Genomic DNA, 17,720 nt, shown 5'->3' with positions numbered 1-17,720 from the left:
GCCTTTAGAGATACTCAACTTATCTCTACTCATTTAAAAAACTAAAATGAAATCGCATGACCCAATGAAAAAAAAGCGCATAAACTCAAAACTCGGGATCATTATTGCAATTATTTTTATTGTGCTAATCGTCGCTTTTATTGGATGGAAATCTTCAAATAAAAAACAGACTTCTTCAGAAAATGCAGCAACATCCGCTTCTAACGCAAAACCAGCACTAACTGTAACGGTGATACAACCCGAGCTACAAAACTGGAAGCAAAACTTTACAGCCAATGGCAATATTGCTGCATGGCAAGAAGTGGTCATTGGCAGTGAACTTTCGGGGCAACGAATTACCAAAGTCAATGTCAACGTTGGAGATAGCGTACAACGTGGGCAAGTTTTGGCTGAAATTAACAGCGAAAGTATTCGTGCAGAATTGGCGACAGCAAAAGCCAATTATGCAGAAGCGAAAGCTGTGCTAGCTGATGCCAGTATCAATAATCAACGTATTCAACAACTCAAAAATACCGGTGCAATTTCACAACAAGAAGCGACAAAATACCTGACTTCTCAAAGTACAGCACAAGCCCGTTTAGATGCTGCCAAAGCCCAAATTGACAGTAATCAGCTTCGTTTAACACAAACCCATGTGATTGCACCCGATCATGGAGTTATTTCAGCACGTACAGCAACAGTTGGCTCATTGGCACAAACGGGACAAGAACTGTTCCGCTTGATCCGTGATAACCGTTTGGAATGGCGTGCCGAAGTAACCTCGACAGACTTATATAAACTTAAAAAAGGCATGACAGCGCATATCACCTCACCTGATCCTAGCCGTTCTGCCGTTTCAGGTAGCGTTCGGATGATTGCACCAGTCATTGACCCGCAAACACGTTATGGCTTGGTCTATGTGGATATACCTACCACTGATGCTGTTCGTATGGGTATGTTTGTCAAAGGTGAGTTTGATCTAGGCCAAAAGCCAGCACTAACAGTGCCTCAAACCGCAGTACTTTTACGTGATGGTTTCTCTTATGTGTTTATTGTCAATAAAGATAATCGAGTAACTCAACAGAAAGTCACACTTGGTCGACGTTTAAATGATCGTGTTGAAATTGTTGATTTAGCAGCAAACACTCAACTGGTTGCCTCTGGAACAGGATTCTTGTCAGATGGTGATTTAATCAAACGTGGGCAAGCCATTCCAGATACACCATTGACCAAACAACTCGTTAGCACGCAGGAGAAATAACATGAATTTCTCCGCTTGGTCGATTAAGAATCCGATTCCCGGTATTTTGCTTTTTATCATGCTTGGTTTAGCGGGTTTGATGTGTTTTCATTGGATGAAAATACAACAATTTCCCGATATTGAATTACCAATGGTCACGGTCACAGCGGCATTACCAGGTGCAGCACCTCCCCAACTGGAAACTGAAGTTGCACGTAAAATTGAGAACTCGATTGCAACCTTACAGGGGCTTAAAAATCAATATACCAATATCCAAGATGGTGTAGTCACCGTAACCGCAGAGTTTCAACTGGAAAAACCACTACAAGAAGCTGTTGATGATGTACGTAACGCCGTTTCACAAGTACGTTCAGATTTACCCGCGGATCTTCGTGATCCAATTGTCAGTAAAATTAACCTTTCAGGTTCACCAATTCTCACCTATACCATCCAATCCCCCCGTATGGATGAGGAAGCATTGTCTTGGTTTGTGGATTATGACGTTGCGCGTGCTATGTTAAAAGTCAAAGGGGTTGGTGCGGTTTCTCGTGTAGGCGGTGTCACTCGCCAAGTTGAAGTTGAGGTTGACCCTGAAAAACTCTTGGCATTAAATGCCACAGCAACAGACATCACCCGACAATTACGCCTTGTTCAACAAGATGCTTCTGGCGGACAAACCAAAATAGGTGGCAGTGAACAGTCTATTCGTACTATTGCCACAGTAAAAACTGCTGCTGAAATTGCAGCAATGGATATTTCCTTGAGTGATGGTCGCCATATTCGGCTGGATCAAGTTGCCAGTATTCGCGATGGCATTGCTGAACGACGCTCTGCTGCACTGTTAAATGGTCACCCTGTGATTGGCTTTGAAATTACTCGCAGTAAAGGTGCGAGTGAGGTTGATGTTGAAATCGGTGTAAAAGAGGCGCTTGAAACATTAAAAGCATCTCATCCCGATATTAAAATCACAGAAGCATTTAACTTCGTAAACCCCGTGGTTGATAACTATAAAGGTTCGATGTCTTTACTCTATGAAGGTGCGCTTCTTGCAATCTTGGTGGTTTGGCTATTTCTACGTGATTGGCGTGCCACGATCATTGCTGCAACTGCTCTACCTTTGTCAATTTTACCTGCCTTAATTGGGATGTATTACTTAGGTTTTACTTTAAATATTGTCACACTATTAGCCATGTCTCTGGTTGTTGGGATACTGGTTGATGATGCCATTGTAGAAATTGAAAATATCATCAGGCATCTTCGAATGGGGAAAACACCTTATGAAGCTGCGATGGAGGCAGCCGATGAAATTGGTTTAGCCGTGATTGCCACAACCTTTACCTTGATCGCAGTGTTCTTGCCCACTGCCTTTATGAGTGGAATTGCGGGTAAATTCTTTGTGCAATTTGGCTGGACAGCGGCTTTGGCTATTTTTGCCTCGCTCTTGGTGGCACGCTTACTGACGCCTATGATGTCAGCCTATATTCTTAAACCATGGGTTGGTAAAGTTGAAAGTCATCATGATAATCAAGTATTAGATGATCAAAGCCAAACAATCAAAGATCATGGTGATCTTGAACTTCAACATGACCGTGCCAAAGATGGTCGGATGATGCGCGCATATATGCGGATGGTTACGTGGTGTTTAAATCATCGTTGGATTACCTTAAGCAGTGCGATCATATTCTTTATTGCTTCACTGATGCTCATCCCATTACTCCCTACAGGCTTTGTTCCACCACCTGACACTGGGCAAACCCAAGTGCGTGTAGAGCTTCCACCAGGTTCACAATTTCCAGATACCTTAAAAGCAGCAGAATACGCCCGTAGTTTAATAAAGGATCATCCTGAGATTAAAAGTATCTATACCACCATTGGAGGTGGTTCAGCAGGTACAGATCCATTTGCGGGGGGTGCATCGAGTGAACCAAGAAAAGCAACATTAACCATTCAAATCACAGCACGTTCTGACCGCGCTGCGAGTCTACAAAAAATTGAAAATGACTTGCGACAACGTTTAGCCCCACTGCCTGGCGCACGGATTCAAGTCGGTATTGCAGGCAATAACAGCCAGTATCAAATTGCGCTGTCAGGAGATGACCCAGATGTATTAATCACGACAGCACGTCAAGTAGAACGAGAAATTCGTACTATTCCAAATATTGGCAGTATTACCTCAAGCGCAGCATTGATTCGCCCTGAATTGGTGATTCGCCCTGACTTTGCAAAAGCTGCGGATTTAGGCATTACCACGCAAAATATCGCTGAAACTGTGCGTATTGCCACGGCGGGAGATTTTGATCAGAACTTGGCAAAATTAAATCTTTCGCAACGACAAATTCCGATTGTCATCAAACTGCCATTGTCTGCACGTCAAGACCAAGATCTAATTAAACGCTTGATGATTACAGGTAGTAAAGGTCCAGTGATGTTAGGCACCATTGCACAAGTCAATATTGAAAGTGGTCCTTCACAAATTGACCGTTTTAACCGTTTACGTAACATCAACTTTAATATTGAGCTCAATGATCAGCCTTTAGGCGATGTTGCGGCGGCTGTAGATAAACTTCCAACCATCAAAAACTTACCACCGACAGTAAAACGTACCAATCTGGGTGATGCCGATGTGATGGAACAGCTCTTTGCAAGCTTTGGTTTAGCTATGCTGACAGGCGTATTGTGTATCTATGTCGTCTTAGTGCTACTGTTTAAAGATTTCCTACAACCGATCACCATTTTAGTGGCATTACCTTTGGCGCTGGGTGGTGCGTTTGTGCTACTGCTTTTAGCAAAAAGTAGTTTTTCGATGCCAAGTTTGATTGGCTTAATCATGCTGATGGGAATTGCCAGTAAAAACTCTATTCTTTTGGTCGATTATGCAATTATAGCCCGCAATCAACGGCAGTATTCACGTATGAATGCCCTATTAGATGCCTGCCATAAGCGTGCACGCCCCATTATTATGACCACTTTAGCGATGGGTGCGGGGATGTTTCCAATTGCCTTAGGAATAGGTACAGATCCAAGTTTTAGAGCACCGATGGCAATTTCTGTAATTGGTGGACTGATTACCAGTACCTTTTTATCATTATTAGTTATTCCTGTTGTGTATACTTTTATTGATGATATTCACAACATGTTATTTAAACGTAATAAAGCCAATAAATCGAACGAAGCAAGCGTATCTCATTCTTGATTTTTTAAATTGAATCAGATGCTCAACCAGAACTAATTGTTAGACCCAATGGATAAGATGACAACATAATGTAAAAGAAAATGCCTATCTAGATCTTTATTAGATAGGCATTTTTATTGGGTCTAATTTTATTTAGGTTAATTCAGCAATAAAGCCACAGCAAATAAGCCAAAGCATAAAGATGAAAGATAATAAATATATTTGATTTTGGATTTAAACCAATGCATAGCTTGGTTATGAGCCATTAATCGCACCAAAAACAAGTTCCAGATCAATACCACACTCACCATCCACAGACAGATTAAAGTCAGTTGAATAACATTATAGCGTTGATAAATTGCCATAATAATACTGCTATAAAACAGAATGTTTTTAGGATTTAATAAGCTCGACTGTATCCCCAACAAGAGATATTTCATCCATGCAAAGGTTGATTTATTTTGGTGCTCCAGATGGTAATCCACTGTTAGCTTAGCTTGTTGCGCAAATATGAAACACCGATAAGACAAATAACTTAAATAGGTAATACAGCCCCATTTTACCAACTTTAAAATTTCATCATCAAATTTGCCAAGAAAAAATAATGAGCTCAAAACAAGACCAATCACGGCAACATTTCCCAAGACGATTCCTAAGCAAACAGCTCTCGCCGCGCGTGGTCCATTTCGAAACAATGAGGTTAAAATAAGAAAAAAATCAGGGCCGGGTGAAAGTAAAGCAATGAAATGGGTGACCATCACAATAATGAACAGTTGCATTACTCGATCCAAAAAATATTTAGATGAGCTTAAATATTTTTAGAACGTGTTATCTTGTAGATAATTGCGCAGTTAGAGCATGACAAACTGAGCTTGAAACTGCTTCGGTGTGATTCCAGTATGCGATTTAAACACATGATGAAAATGACTTTGGTCTGTAAACCCTAAATCATGAGCAACTTGAATAATTGCTTCTCCATATTTCAAACGCTTTCTGGCTATATTTATTTTTTGATTTAATTGATATGCATGTGGTGTTAAACCAAAATTATTTTTAAACAAGCGGATAATTGCATAACGACTAATCCCGAGGCTTTGACTGAGATCTTCTAAAGAAAGCATCTGTTTATTGTGATCCATATCATCAATTATTGCACCCAAATGCTTTTGAAAGTAATCAGACTGCTTTAATAACGTAAATTCAAAATTCGGCAATAAAATTTCACTCAGAACTTCAATTAATTGTTGTTGTTTGAATAAAATCGAAATGGCAGGATCAAATAACAACTGATTTAATTGCGTAAATGCTTGGTATATATGTGGGTTTGTTAAAATTTGTGGTTTTAGCAGTGGAATATGATGAGGATAAAGCTGCTCGATATCTTTGACTAATTCTGAAACGAGTTGAGCAATCCAATGTGCATCTAGATGCATCATCTGATAGCTCCATGCTTGATTTTCTAATGGATTACATGCGTGTTCTACCTCCGCAGGAATGATTACTACGCTTCCTGTTTGAATGTGCTCCTCTCTGGCAAAATAGCTACTAAAACGGCTTATTCCACAATCCACAGCACCAATCGAGAATGTCGGGTGGCTATGTGGTTTATAGCAAATACGGCTTTGACATGCCCTACGTGTTTCGACATAGGGCATTTGCGGATCAGTCCAAAATTCAACTGTAGTGTCTAATTGCATCATATCCTCAGTCTTATTTTGGTCTTTACAACAGGTTATTCTGCTAAAGCTTTTTCAATATCCTGTTCTATATCCTCAGGCTTCGTGGTTGGTGCATAGCGGTTAATCACTTCGCCTTTCTTATTAATTAAGAATTTGGTGAAGTTCCATTTAATACCATTGCCAAGTATGCCTTTGCTGTTATTGGTTAAATAACGGAATATCACATGTGCTTCAGGCCCTTTTACATTCACTTTAGCGAACATGGGAAAAGAAACGCCATAATTGCGTTGGCAATAAGTGCCGATTTGCTCATTTGTACCAGGGTCTTGTCCACCGAACTGGTTACAAGGAAATCCTAAAACTTCAAGACCTTGGTCTTTATATTTCTCGTAAACCTTTTCTAATCCTGCAAATTGTGGAGTAAAGCCACATTTACTTGCAGTATTTACAATCAATAAAACTTTTCCTTCATAATCAGAAAAAGATTTATTTTCACCCTCTAACAGCTCAGCCTCAAACTGATAAATGTTGGTCATGGATACGTTTCCTCGTCGCCTTTTTCTTGTGATTTTAATTCTAAAGAAGCGGAATTTACGCAGTAGCGTAAGCCCGTTGGTTGTGGTCCATCTTCAAATACATGCCCCAAATGAGCGTCGCAATGATGGCATATAATTTCTACACGTTCCATACCATGTGAATGATCATCTTGTTCTTCTATAACAGTATTATTGATTGGTTTAAAAAAGCTTGGCCAACCACAACCACTGTCATATTTGGTTTCTGAAGAGAATAATTCTTCCCCACAACATCGACATACATAGGTTCCATGCTGCTTGGAATTCCAATACTTTCCAGTAAAGGCAGGTTCAGTACCCTTTTGTCGAGTGATTTTAAATTCCTCTGGTGATAACTCTCTTTGCCATTCTCGGTCTGTTTTATTGAGTTTTCCCATCATTAAACTCCTTTAAATCTTTGACATTCAATGTCATGCTTCAGTACTTCCATATTTACGCTAGAGCTTGGAAAATTTCTAGCTAAATTTCAACATAGATTGTGATATTTCAGTAATCTATTTTTTTAACTCAAAATAATTGGATAAAATTATGTCCGTTTTAGGTAACACAACCCCACGTGAAATCAAGAAATCGTCAAAGCTAGAGCATGTTTGCTACGACATTCGTGGACCAGTGTTACGAGCGGCCAATGAGATGGAAGAAGCCGGTCATAAAATTATTAAATTAAATATCGGTAACCCCGCCCCGTTCGGCTTTGAAGCCCCGCAAGAAATTATCAATGATGTGGCTTTAAATTTGCCTAATGCTGTGGGTTATACAGATTCAAAAGGGATCTTTCCTGCACGTAAAGCCATTTGTCAATATTATCAGCAAAAAGGTATCTTAGATTTACATGTTAAAGATGTGTATATCGGCAATGGGGTATCTGAACTGATCGTTATGGCGATGCAAGGTTTATTGGATGATGGCGATGAAATGCTGGTTCCAATGCCGGATTACCCATTATGGACGGCAGCCGTAAATCTATCAGGTGGTACAGCGATTCACTATAAATGTGATGACCAAAACTACTGGTATCCTGATATGGCGGATATGGAAAGTAAAATCACCCCGAATACACGTGGTATTGTGGTGATTAACCCAAACAATCCAACGGGTTCAGTCTATCCGCGCCATGTTTTAGAACAGATTGTCGCGTTGGCAAAAAAACATGATCTGATTTTATTTGCAGATGAAATTTACGACAAAATTGTTTATGACGGTATCGAACATGTCTCTATTGCAGCATTAGCTGGAAACCATTTATGTGTTTCTTTTAATGGTTTATCTAAAGCCTATCGTATTGCTGGCTACCGTTCTGGTTGGATGGCGATTACGGGTGATAAATCACGTGCAATGGATTACATTGAAGGCTTGGACATGCTTGCCTCTATGCGTTTATGTGCCAACCATCAAGCTCAATATGCGATTCAAACCGCTTTAGGAGGCTATCAATCAATTAATGATTTGATCCGCCCAGGTGGTCGTTTATATGAACAGCGCAATATTGCTTGGGAAATGCTTAACGATATTCCTGGTGTATCGTGTGTAAAACCAGAAGGTGCAATGTATTGTTTCCCTAGACTGGATCCTGAAATCTATCCAATTGAAGATGATGAAAAATTCATGTTAGATTTCCTCAAAGCTGAAAAAGTTTTACTGGTTCAAGGAACAGGTTTTAACTGGCCTACACCTGATCATTTCCGTGTGGTATTTCTCCCCGCAGAAAATGAATTACGTGAAGCAATGAACCGTTTAAGTCGTTTCTTGGCAAAAATGCGTTAATCTTTATAAAGTAAACATAAGCTATAAAAGGCATTCAAAATTGAATGCCTTTTTTATTGCTCAAGCATCTGTACAACTAAAAACTTATTCATTGACGTTATATTGTGCAACATCTTTATTGAATGCTGAAAAAACACACTGGCAAACACTTTATCCAGTTTTAATAGTATGTAACTATAAATTTGAGTGATTATTTGAAAAATTACATTTTTAAATAAGTATGGGCAACAGCTCAGTATTTATATAGATTTAAAAACTGGTACAAAAAATGCTTATGACCAGAACAATGATTGAAAAGGATAGTTTATGAAAAAGACGGTTACTGCACTTACACTTGCAATTGGCATGCTTTTACCCTTTACGAGTTATGCAAAAAATAATGTCGTTGTCGTCGCAACTGGCGGTACGATCGCTGGTGCTGGAGCAAGTTCTACAAATAGCGCAACATACACTGCTGCGAAAGTTCCTGTAGATGATTTGTTGAATGCAGTTCCGCAAATTCAAAATCTTGCCAATGTTACAGGGGTACAGGCTTTACAGGTTGCTTCAGAAAGCATCACTGACAAAGAGCTTTTAACCATTGCACGCAAAGTGAATGAGTTGGTTAAAAAGCCTGATGTAAATGGCGTGGTGATTACCCATGGTACAGATACTTTAGAAGAAACTGCTTATTTTCTAAGCCTTACAGTTCATACAGATAAACCAATTGTCGTTGTTGGTTCTATGCGTCCACCTTCAGCGCTTTCAGCTGATGGCCCTTTGAACCTTTATAGTGCTGTTGCGCTTGCTGCCGCAGACAGTGCCAAAGGCAAAGGCGTTTTTGTGTTAATGAATGATGATATTTTTGCAGCACGTGATGTGTCAAAGACCATCAATATTCATACCGATGCTTTTGTCAGCCAATGGGGCGCTTTAGGTACACTGGTTGAAGGTAAGCCTTATTGGTTTAGAAACGTTGCAAAACGTTTTAACAATAGCTCCGAGTTTAATATTGAAAATATTCAAGGTGATGCGTTACCAATCGTTCAAATCGTTTATGGTTCAGGCAATATGCTTCCCGATGCCTATGTGGCCTATGCAAAAGCGGGTGCTAAAGCCATTATCCATGCAGGTACAGGTAATGGTTCCGTTGCGAACTATATTGTTCCGACATTAAACCAACTTCAGCAACAAGGTGTACAAATCATTCGTTCTTCACGTGTTCCACAAGGTTTTGTGTTACGTAATGCTGAACAGCCTGATGATAAATATGGTTGGGTTGTTGCTCACGATTTAAATCCGCAAAAAGCAAAACTCTTAGCAGCTTTGGCACTCACTAAAACCAAAGATGCAAAAGAAATTCAACGGATGTTCTGGGAATACTAAGCTTAATATTTAAATTAAGCTTAAGACCAGCACAAAGTTAATTGTAAAAGAATGCATTAAACCGTCAAATTAATTCGGCGGTTTGATTTTAGATTGAATGGATAATGAGTTAGGGTCTGTTGACGATTCCTCTACGTTTGCGACTATGTGTGTGTTTTAATAGATATTAGACGCGAGTTACGATATTTATTTACTCTAAATGATGAAAAATATCGTTTCGCAAGGTAACGCGTAGCGGCAAAAAACACGCTAATCTGCTGTTAAATCCAATTGATCAAGGATATAGAGTGTATTGCCATCAATGATATTTTTATCGTGATCCAAATACTTTTGTTCCAATACCCCATCCGTTTCAGAAAAAGCATAATCATCATCATTGAGAACCCCTAAATGCTGATCATCAATCACCCATAGACCTTCAATTTTATCGTGCGGATACTGTAAACGCGCAACCAAATCCACCACTAAAGTTTTTTCTACTGGGTAGATACCCTGTTGAGCCAGACCAGTCCAGCCTGCTGTTAACACATATTGTTCTAAGGTTTTTTCAGCTATTAACAACCCGAGTTGTTCATCTTGCCGAATCGCTGAAGTTGGCTTTAGCTTTTCCAAATCAGTGGCATGTTGCAGATTTATTTTATAAATCCGTTTAAATGCTTGAGGATTATCTTTATAGAAATCATCATCACGCTCTGCGACTAGAAATTGTGAGGAACTCAATGCGGTAATAGCCGTATTTGAATAAGCCTTAGGACCTCCTTCTTGTTGATACAGATACTGAGAAACGACTTTGCTTTCTAAATCAATCATCACAATACGTACAAGATCTGATTTACTTACCGAAGCATCGGGATTGCTCATAGTGGATTGCATGATGCCCACCAGCTTTTTTTGATCAGGTGTAATGGTTAAACCTTCCATTCCTCGATTCTGGCGTCTATTGGCATATTCTTGAGGCAATAAATAACCCGATGTTCTTCGCTCATCTAATACATAGGCATTGATACGATCAATTTCTAGCCCATCAGCATTAAAATGCACAATATGAGGACCATATTCATCGCTGACCCAAAAAGTACCATCTTTGAGTGCAACCAAACCTTCAGCATCCAATCCAAATTCATCTGTCCCTATGGCTAATTTCTTTCCATCTTGGTCATAGGCGATTTCTTTACTTGCACCAAAATGCTGATTAGGCAAACCAGTAATATTTCTGCCTGTTGGATCTTTTAATAAAATTTCTTTTATTTTCTGAATAGTTCCATCATTTTTTAGCTCAAATAATCCAATTTTAGGGGTATAGTCAGGAGCTAAAAAGATTTTCCCATGATCCTGATTGACGTTATACGTGGTATTCGGTCCACGATCTGTAAGTGCATAAAATTGATGCTTTTCTATAGGGTGTGCTGAAATTTCTGAACCAAACCCACCACAACGAACTTCAATAAAATGACCAGGTTTTGCACCGTCAGATATATTATGAATGTTTAAAACCTCATAAGGTAAACGCACACCTTGACTAAATTTTTTATAAAGCTGAAGATCTTTGTCAATATTGCTTAGGTTGATATGCTGTTCAGAAGACAATAAGTCCATATGCCAATCTCATTTTTTAATATTCTGTTTATTTTCTATCATGAAATCAGATAAACCACAGTAAAAGAAATGCGATAAACTGTATATATACACATTCAAAGTCAGTATAAATGAAAAGATTTTTTGCCCTATCGCTGATTGTTTGTTCTACATCCCTACAATTGGCAAATGCTGGGACGACGTTTAAAAAAGTTTCTGAGTGTCAGAGTGATTATTTTAATGGCGATTATTGTTCTAAAGCCAACCTTGCCAAATACAAAAATGCGCTTAAATCAATGCCGCCCAATTTTGATAAAAAATATATTTTACTCAATACGGGAAATTCAGACTCTTTAGAAATGGTTGCTTTAGATACCCAAACGGGTATTGCCTATCCACTCAATTATCAGTTCACGGGTTGGGAGGATAATGAAGGCAATGTAAAAAAGAAGCCTGCTTATTCATTTTCATTGAATGACTCCAAATTATGCTTGATGGGCTCACAATTCGATGGTGATCATCCTGGAACACATGAAACCTATAGCAATATCAAAAATTGTTTTAGCATCAGTCATCAATATGGCCATACAAACTTTGAATCAAATTACGCTGACCAAGTTCAATATGAATATGACAATAAAAGCAAAACGTGGAAGCCTTATCCGCGTTAAATTTTAGATCCACAAAAAAGAGGCTTTCGCCTCTTTGCTGAATTTAACAATCCTTTAAATATGAGACTTAAACTGATTCAGGTTTAGTCAATTCAGTCATTGGCCAACGTGGTGTTGTCGTCACCGATAAACCATCTTTTTGTCCAGCTTTTAAACGCTGATAGCCTGCAAACGCAATCATTGCGCCATTATCTGTACATAAAGCAGGTTCTGCATAATAAACCGTTGCTTTAATTTTGGCTAAGTCTACTTCCAAACGCTCTCTTAACCGTTTATTGGCACTGACACCGCCCGCAATTACCAAACGCCTTAAACCCGACTGTTTTAAGGCTTTAATCGACTTTTTAACCAAAGTATCCACTAAAGCTTCTTGGAATGAAGCCGCAATATCTGCATCACGTTGTTCTTCACCTAATTTTTTTAACTGCACTGAAACAGCAGTTTTTAGACCACTAAATGAAAAATCTAACCCTTGATGCAACATTGGACGGGGAAATTCAAAAGCATTTTTGTCACCTTGTTCCGCCAATTTTGAAATATTTGGACCACCTGGATAAGGTAATTTCAACATTTTTGCGACTTTATCAAAAGCTTCACCAGCGGCATCGTCAATCGACTCACCTAGAATTTCGTACTCACCAATTGCGTGTGCTGCCATCAATTGCGTGTGTCCACCTGACACTAATAATGCGACAAACGGAAATTCAGGTGGATTTTCGGATAATAATGGAGCAAGCATATGACCTTCCATATGATGCACACCAATTGCGGGTTTATTCAGCGCAAAAGCCAAGGTGCGACCAAATAATGCCCCTGTCATGAGTGCACCCATTAAGCCAGGGCCGCGCGTATACGCCACTGCATCGATCTCTGATTTTTTTACATCGCTTTGCTCAAGCAACTGATTAATCAATGGAATTAACTTCCGAACATGATCTCGAGAGGCCAACTCAGGGACCACACCACCATACTCTGCATGCAATTTAATTTGACTATATAACACCTGTCCTCTTAAGCCGACTTCATTATCATAGAGCGCTAATCCTGTTTCATCACATGAAGTTTCTAAGCCCAGAACGATCATTAAATTGCCTTTTACCCATTTCAAAATATTGCTAAAGCTATTATAGACTTGTGGTATGAGATGTAAATGAGTAAAATACTGACCTTCACTTGTGATCTAGGGTAATTCGACCCTGATCTTATCCATAACTTAATGAGGATTCTTCATGCCACAAGTTAAATTGAAAGAAGGCGAACCAGTAGACGTAGCTATCCGTCGTTTCAAACGTTCATGCGAAAAAGCTGGTGTTTTAGCTGATGTTCGTAAACGTGAATTCTACGAGAAACCTACTCAAGAACGTAAACGTAAAAAAGCTGCTGCTGTTAAACGCTACCAAAAGAAATTGGCGCGTGAATCAGTACGTACTACTCGCCTTTACTAAGATTAATTTGTGATTGATTGACTCACCTGGACAGATAAATGACTACTTTAAAAAACCAAATAACTGATGTTTTAAAAGCAACAATGCGTGCTAAAGAAATGGGTAAGTTAACGGTAATTCGTGGTCTACAGGCAGCAATCAAGCAAATCGAAGTCGATGAGCGCATAGAGCTTGACGATACTCAGGTTCTTGCGGTCATTGAAAAGCAAATCAAACAACGTAAAGAATCGGTCAAAGCCTTTGAAGGTGCAGGCCGTGAAGATTTAGCTAGTAAAGAACAAGCCGAAATTGAGGTGTTATCTCAGTTTCTACCTGAAGCTATGTCAGAGGACGAGCTTGATTCTCTCATTGCGCAAACTATTACTGCGCAAGGTGCAACTAGCATGAAAGATATGGGTAAGGTGATGAATTCTCTACGTCCGATCATAGCCGGACGTGCCGATCCAGCACAAGTTTCTGCAAAAATTAAAGCAAAACTTGGCTAAACCCAACGTTCTTAAATCTGAATTTCTGTTTGATTTGGTCTATTTAACAACTTAAATAAAAATTATTTTGCAATGAAATAGTTTCTTGTTAAATAGCCCAAAATCTTCAATCTACAATATCACTTAATTTATTTTCTATCTGATAATGGCAAATATCTCTAAAGCCACCATCGACTGGATTCCATACAGATTGATATTGAATATTTTTAAGTAAAAACCCTGCTTTTTCACATAATTTTCGTGCCAATATATTTTCTGCATCGACATAAGCATTTAAACCGACAAAATTCCATTTCGAAAATAAATTACTTACAAATAGTATTAGTGCTTGTGACATGTAGCCTTTTTGCTTAAATTTTGAGTTTCCCCAAAACCCAATAGATGCAGTATTTTCCAACCAATTAATTTCATGGATATCGACAACCCCTAAAAAATCATCAATTTCTTTTAAACGGATAATAAATACAAAGTTCTCTTTATTTAACAACGCCACCAAACGAGATTGGCAAAATGCCATTGAAGCATGCAAATTAGGTTCTTCCAATGCCCATAATAAACTTGCAGGAAACTTTCTAAGCTCAGTTAAGCTATTTTTTATTGCGCTATATAAATCTTCAGCATCAGATACTTGAATGATGTTGAGAACAATTTGCTCATTCTCAATTTGAAATTGGCTAAAATCCATAAATAATCTGGCTCAGATGTAAGATGTTAAAGATAACCCTATTTCAAATCACACTGAATATTATATTTTTTAAGTAGCTGCATTTCAGGTGACAACATCACTTTATCAATCACATTTTGTTTGGTCATAGATTGCGCTGATGGTGGGAGGGATTGACGATTTTCATCTGTCGTTTTATACATATCATCGACATATTTTTTAACAATGCCACAAAATTGTGACTCTTGTTGTGGGTTAAACTGGCTCAATTTCGGATCTAAGCTACGTAAAAAAAATTTCATATCTGCACTGTATTGCGCCGAAATACGCTCAACTTCTCGAACATAGCTTTCTGGTACTGCTGCAAATGTTGAGTGAGCATAGAAAAAAATACTGAATGCGATTAAAATTTTCTTCATGTGAATCAAATACTTTATTATAACTTTAAGTGATTTTAGCTTAACCTGTTCAAGCAAGAATAGAAAGTAAATTTTCTTTAATGGCTCATTTAAAATCACTCATTATTTTTAGTTTTTTAATCTAAGCTTTTAGAGTTTTAATCAGGCTTTTAAATTTTTAGCTTCCGTTCATCTTGCATCACTTTTAAACGTGTATCGATACGGGCACTCATCGCATTATTTTCTTTAGCCAAACGCTTGGCATGTAAAAGTGATTTAATTGCATTTTCTTCATCACCAGACCAATATTGAACTTCCGCCCGATTTCTTAGCACATTGACTGTACGCATTGGATTCTTTTTATCTAAATTTGCCGCTTGTTGTAACAATTGCCAGCCAATAATGTCCTTATTATTTTTATTCACAAAGCGATTAACCAGTTGCTCAGCTTCTTTGGACTTTTGTTGTCGAATATAAACTTCAGCTAATTTATAACTTAATGCACGATTTTCTGGGGTTATGATTTGCTTACTGATGATAGTTTGATAGGCATCGTCTAGCTTATTTCGCCCTAAATAAATATCAGTTTGAATCAATGTAACCAACGTATGCTCAGCGTTAACCTTCTTAGCTAAATTCAGCTGGGTTTGCGCATTGTCATAATCACCCTGCAGTAAATAAAATTCACTTAAAGCCAATAAACCCGCTAAATTATTGGATTGTGCTAAAGCCAGCAACTGACGATCAGTCGCTTGTCCCGAAATCACTGCGGTATACCATTTAATAATATTAAAATCAGATTGTTGAGCACGAAAAGGAACTTTTGGAAATTGATTTGCTCTTAATCTTGCTTCACTCATACGCTCAGTTGTTAAAGGATGAGTTAACCAAAAATCAGGTAAAAAACTCAAACGACTGGTAGACCGATGCATGGTTTCAAAGAAATCAGCCATACTTTCTGGGTCATATCCTGCACCATACATAAACTGCATGCCAATCCGATCAGCTTCACGTTCTTGATTTCGGCTATAACTGAGCTGCTTGTCCATTAATGCAGCTTGTGTACCCATCATCACCGCCCCACCAATATCACCATCCGCTTTGGACGCCAATGCAGCACCGACAATAATTCCAGCAAGTGCCAACAAACCTTGCCCTTTAAATGCTTCTTGTGAACGGCTGTAATGACGTTGTGTGACATGGGCAATTTCATGTCCCATCACACTGGCAACTTCATCCATATTACTTGAAGCTGTAATCATTCCACTATTTAGGGCAAACATACCGCCAGGTACTGCAAATGCATTGATCTGAGCATCTTTGATCACCACCAAGCCTACTGGCTGTGAAAGCTGGGTCTGACTGAGAATTTTTGAAAAAACCAGCATAAACTGGTCTTCCAGCCAAGGATCTTGAAGAACTGGCATTTGATGTTGAACTTGACGATAAACTTTTTCACCAATGGTTTTTTCTTTTTGTTGATCAATAAACCCTACTCCACTGCCAATCTCAGGTACTTCAAATTGAGTACTATTCTGAGTTGGCAAAAAATCATCAGCTGAGCTCATTGAAGTGCTTAAGCAGAGACAAAGGCTGAGGAAGGTCTTGTTCAATTGATCATCCCAATTATTTTAATATTCTAAATATAACATTGAATTTAGTACAAATTCGCAATGAAGTGTTAGGGGGCTGTAAACATTTCATATGTAATTTGCATTGTCAGCAAACTTTCAATATCAACTAAAAGTTTTCATTGACTAAATATCTTGGTGTGCGTTGTTCCAAAGCATCGACTAAATTTTGAAAAGCCAGTTCCGCCATTTTCTTACGCGTCTCGGCGGTCGCTGAACCGATATGCGGTAAAGTCACGACATTGTCCAACTCAAACAATGGCGATTGTTGCAACGGTTCTTTTTGGTATACATCTAGACCCGCAGCAAAAATTTGACAGTTCCGTAAAGCCTCTGTTAATGCATATTCATCCACTACTGAACCACGAGCAATATTGACAAAAACAGCATGCTTTTGCATCAAAGCAAATTCTTGAGTCCCAATTAAGGCTTTAGATTGGCTATTTAAATCTACCGCGACCACAACAAAATCGGCTTGTTTTAGCAGTGCTTCAAGACTTTTGTATTGTGCATTAAACTGTTGTGCCACTTCGATTTTTTCACGACGATTATGATACAAAATATTCATATTAAAGCCATAAAATCCACGTCGTGCAATAGCTGCACCGATATGACCTAAACCGATTATTCCTAAAGTTTTACCGAAAATTTCTTGACCAAATTGTGTCGCATTGACTGTACGCTGCCACTCACCTTGTTTGGTCCAGTGATCTAGACTTGGCACTTTACGTGCAGCACTCATTAACAAAGTAAAGGCTAAATCCGCGGTCGTTTCTGTTAATACATGTGGTGTATTCGACAGCCAGATTTTCTTTTGATTTAAATAATCAACATCGTAATTATCATAGCCCACACTAACAGAGGAAATAATTTTTAATTTTTCTGCAGTTGCGATATTGCTTTCATTAAGCAAACGACCCGCACCAATCATTGCATCCGCATCAACAACTGCTTGACGAATTTGTACATTGATATCTCCTTGCTTAGGATTCAATACAACCAACTGATATTTTTCTGCTAATTTTGCTTGAACTTCTGAGTCGATTTGACTAAATACAACCACTTTTTTATTCATAT

The 17,720-nt window shown here is 38.6% G+C and carries 17 protein-coding genes; 7 read left to right on the top strand and 10 right to left on the bottom strand.

Features of this window, described 5'->3' with window-relative positions:
- Positions 1-64 precede the first annotated feature (64 nt).
- Both AC4CUY_RS08570 and AC4CUY_RS08565 read left to right on the top strand, forming a co-directional pair.
- The gene (locus AC4CUY_RS08570) at positions 65-1,240 is read left to right on the top strand and encodes an efflux RND transporter periplasmic adaptor subunit (protein WP_490773978.1); all 1,176 of its coding nucleotides are present in this window, start codon (positions 65-67) and stop codon (positions 1,238-1,240) included.
- A gap of 1 nt (position 1,241) precedes the next feature.
- Entirely contained in the window at positions 1,242-4,412 is a 3,171-nt protein-coding gene (locus AC4CUY_RS08565; protein WP_419359259.1) for an efflux RND transporter permease subunit, read from the top strand.
- Positions 4,413-4,549: 137 nt separating this feature from the next.
- On the opposite strand, the gene AC4CUY_RS08560 is transcribed toward AC4CUY_RS08565, so the two are convergent.
- From AC4CUY_RS08560 to msrB, 4 genes are all read right to left on the bottom strand, one after another.
- Positions 4,550-5,170: a LysE family translocator gene (locus AC4CUY_RS08560; protein WP_490773977.1), complete on the bottom strand. Its 621-nt coding sequence runs from the start codon at positions 5,168-5,170 to the stop codon at positions 4,550-4,552.
- A 72-nt stretch (positions 5,171-5,242) separates the two neighbouring features.
- Positions 5,243-6,088, bottom strand: a complete 846-nt coding sequence (locus AC4CUY_RS08555; RefSeq protein WP_336953263.1) for an AraC family transcriptional regulator — start codon at positions 6,086-6,088, stop codon at positions 5,243-5,245.
- A 35-nt stretch (positions 6,089-6,123) separates the two neighbouring features.
- Complete coding sequence (locus tag AC4CUY_RS08550; RefSeq protein WP_336953031.1) at positions 6,124-6,606, bottom strand: glutathione peroxidase; 483 nt, start codon at positions 6,604-6,606, stop codon at positions 6,124-6,126.
- On the bottom strand, positions 6,603-7,022 hold the full coding sequence (msrB, locus tag AC4CUY_RS08545; protein WP_004720961.1) for a peptide-methionine (R)-S-oxide reductase MsrB: 420 nt from the start codon (positions 7,020-7,022) through the stop codon (positions 6,603-6,605). Before msrB ends, AC4CUY_RS08550 begins: the two co-directional genes overlap by 4 nt.
- 151 nt (positions 7,023-7,173) lie before the next feature.
- Between msrB and AC4CUY_RS08540 the strand changes: the two genes are divergently transcribed.
- Together AC4CUY_RS08540 and AC4CUY_RS08535 are read left to right on the top strand one after the other, a co-directional pair.
- The gene (locus AC4CUY_RS08540) at positions 7,174-8,409 is read left to right on the top strand and encodes a pyridoxal phosphate-dependent aminotransferase (RefSeq protein WP_336953032.1); all 1,236 of its coding nucleotides are present in this window, start codon (positions 7,174-7,176) and stop codon (positions 8,407-8,409) included.
- A 306-nt stretch (positions 8,410-8,715) separates the two neighbouring features.
- On the top strand, positions 8,716-9,774 hold the full coding sequence (locus AC4CUY_RS08535) for a type II asparaginase (RefSeq protein WP_004720964.1): 1,059 nt from the start codon (positions 8,716-8,718) through the stop codon (positions 9,772-9,774).
- A gap of 249 nt (positions 9,775-10,023) precedes the next feature.
- Here AC4CUY_RS08535 and AC4CUY_RS08530 read toward each other — a convergent pair whose 3' ends face one another.
- Complete coding sequence (locus tag AC4CUY_RS08530; RefSeq protein ID WP_419820500.1) at positions 10,024-11,370, bottom strand: esterase-like activity of phytase family protein; 1,347 nt, start codon at positions 11,368-11,370, stop codon at positions 10,024-10,026.
- 110 nt (positions 11,371-11,480) lie between these two features.
- Between AC4CUY_RS08530 and AC4CUY_RS08525 the strand changes: the two genes are divergently transcribed.
- Entirely contained in the window at positions 11,481-12,020 is a 540-nt protein-coding gene (locus AC4CUY_RS08525; RefSeq protein ID WP_419359267.1) for a hypothetical protein, read from the top strand.
- A gap of 67 nt (positions 12,021-12,087) precedes the next feature.
- On the opposite strand, the gene tsaD is transcribed toward AC4CUY_RS08525, so the two are convergent.
- Positions 12,088-13,104, bottom strand: coding sequence for a tRNA (adenosine(37)-N6)-threonylcarbamoyltransferase complex transferase subunit TsaD (gene tsaD, locus AC4CUY_RS08520; protein WP_336953035.1), 1,017 nt, complete (start codon positions 13,102-13,104; stop codon positions 12,088-12,090).
- A 145-nt stretch (positions 13,105-13,249) separates the two neighbouring features.
- Here tsaD and rpsU point away from each other — a divergent pair, with 145 nt between their 5' ends.
- Together rpsU and AC4CUY_RS08510 are read left to right on the top strand one after the other, a co-directional pair.
- The gene (gene rpsU, locus AC4CUY_RS08515; RefSeq protein WP_001136722.1) at positions 13,250-13,465 is read left to right on the top strand and encodes a 30S ribosomal protein S21; all 216 of its coding nucleotides are present in this window, start codon (positions 13,250-13,252) and stop codon (positions 13,463-13,465) included.
- A gap of 38 nt (positions 13,466-13,503) precedes the next feature.
- Positions 13,504-13,950, top strand: a complete 447-nt coding sequence (locus AC4CUY_RS08510; protein WP_004720970.1) for a GatB/YqeY domain-containing protein — start codon at positions 13,504-13,506, stop codon at positions 13,948-13,950.
- 106 nt (positions 13,951-14,056) lie between these two features.
- Here the strand turns inward: AC4CUY_RS08510 and AC4CUY_RS08505 are convergent, their stop codons facing one another.
- The 4 genes from AC4CUY_RS08505 to AC4CUY_RS08490 form a co-directional block, all read right to left on the bottom strand.
- Entirely contained in the window at positions 14,057-14,635 is a 579-nt protein-coding gene (locus AC4CUY_RS08505; protein WP_419327419.1) for a GNAT family N-acetyltransferase, read from the bottom strand.
- Positions 14,636-14,673: 38 nt separating this feature from the next.
- Complete coding sequence (locus tag AC4CUY_RS08500) at positions 14,674-15,033, bottom strand: hypothetical protein (protein ID WP_419327418.1); 360 nt, start codon at positions 15,031-15,033, stop codon at positions 14,674-14,676.
- A 149-nt stretch (positions 15,034-15,182) separates the two neighbouring features.
- On the bottom strand, positions 15,183-16,580 hold the full coding sequence (locus tag AC4CUY_RS08495) for a M48 family metalloprotease (RefSeq protein WP_419330590.1): 1,398 nt from the start codon (positions 16,578-16,580) through the stop codon (positions 15,183-15,185).
- A 172-nt stretch (positions 16,581-16,752) separates the two neighbouring features.
- Positions 16,753-17,718, bottom strand: a complete 966-nt coding sequence (locus tag AC4CUY_RS08490; RefSeq protein ID WP_490773976.1) for a 2-hydroxyacid dehydrogenase — start codon at positions 17,716-17,718, stop codon at positions 16,753-16,755.
- Between the last annotated feature and the right edge of the window lie 2 nt (positions 17,719-17,720).

The organism is Acinetobacter sp. 778_lipA (genome assembly GCF_058242985.1).
The sequence above is the reverse complement of the archived record's forward strand: the minus strand, read 5'-3'. Positions and strand labels throughout refer to the sequence as shown.

What these genes read in the sequence shown, in the direction of transcription:
- AC4CUY_RS08570 (WP_490773978.1), top strand. Translation starts at nt 65, where the DNA reads ATGAAAAAAAAGCGCATAAACTCAAAACTCGGGATCATTATTGCAATT.
- AC4CUY_RS08565 (WP_419359259.1), top strand. Translation starts at nt 1,242, where the DNA reads ATGAATTTCTCCGCTTGGTCGATTAAGAATCCGATTCCCGGTATTTTG.
- AC4CUY_RS08560 (WP_490773977.1), bottom strand. Translation starts at nt 5,170, where the DNA reads ATGCAACTGTTCATTATTGTGATGGTCACCCATTTCATTGCTTTACTT.
- AC4CUY_RS08555 (WP_336953263.1), bottom strand. Translation starts at nt 6,088, where the DNA reads ATGCAATTAGACACTACAGTTGAATTTTGGACTGATCCGCAAATGCCC.
- AC4CUY_RS08550 (WP_336953031.1), bottom strand. Translation starts at nt 6,606, where the DNA reads ATGACCAACATTTATCAGTTTGAGGCTGAGCTGTTAGAGGGTGAAAAT.
- msrB (WP_004720961.1), bottom strand. Translation starts at nt 7,022, where the DNA reads ATGGGAAAACTCAATAAAACAGACCGAGAATGGCAAAGAGAGTTATCA.
- AC4CUY_RS08540 (WP_336953032.1), top strand. Translation starts at nt 7,174, where the DNA reads ATGTCCGTTTTAGGTAACACAACCCCACGTGAAATCAAGAAATCGTCA.
- AC4CUY_RS08535 (WP_004720964.1), top strand. Translation starts at nt 8,716, where the DNA reads ATGAAAAAGACGGTTACTGCACTTACACTTGCAATTGGCATGCTTTTA.
- AC4CUY_RS08530 (WP_419820500.1), bottom strand. Translation starts at nt 11,370, where the DNA reads ATGGACTTATTGTCTTCTGAACAGCATATCAACCTAAGCAATATTGAC.
- AC4CUY_RS08525 (WP_419359267.1), top strand. Translation starts at nt 11,481, where the DNA reads ATGAAAAGATTTTTTGCCCTATCGCTGATTGTTTGTTCTACATCCCTA.
- tsaD (WP_336953035.1), bottom strand. Translation starts at nt 13,104, where the DNA reads ATGATCGTTCTGGGCTTAGAAACTTCATGTGATGAAACAGGATTAGCG.
- rpsU (WP_001136722.1), top strand. Translation starts at nt 13,250, where the DNA reads ATGCCACAAGTTAAATTGAAAGAAGGCGAACCAGTAGACGTAGCTATC.
- AC4CUY_RS08510 (WP_004720970.1), top strand. Translation starts at nt 13,504, where the DNA reads ATGACTACTTTAAAAAACCAAATAACTGATGTTTTAAAAGCAACAATG.
- AC4CUY_RS08505 (WP_419327419.1), bottom strand. Translation starts at nt 14,635, where the DNA reads ATGGATTTTAGCCAATTTCAAATTGAGAATGAGCAAATTGTTCTCAAC.
- AC4CUY_RS08500 (WP_419327418.1), bottom strand. Translation starts at nt 15,033, where the DNA reads ATGAAGAAAATTTTAATCGCATTCAGTATTTTTTTCTATGCTCACTCA.
- AC4CUY_RS08495 (WP_419330590.1), bottom strand. Translation starts at nt 16,580, where the DNA reads ATGAGCTCAGCTGATGATTTTTTGCCAACTCAGAATAGTACTCAATTT.
- AC4CUY_RS08490 (WP_490773976.1), bottom strand. Translation starts at nt 17,718, where the DNA reads ATGAATAAAAAAGTGGTTGTATTTAGTCAAATCGACTCAGAAGTTCAA.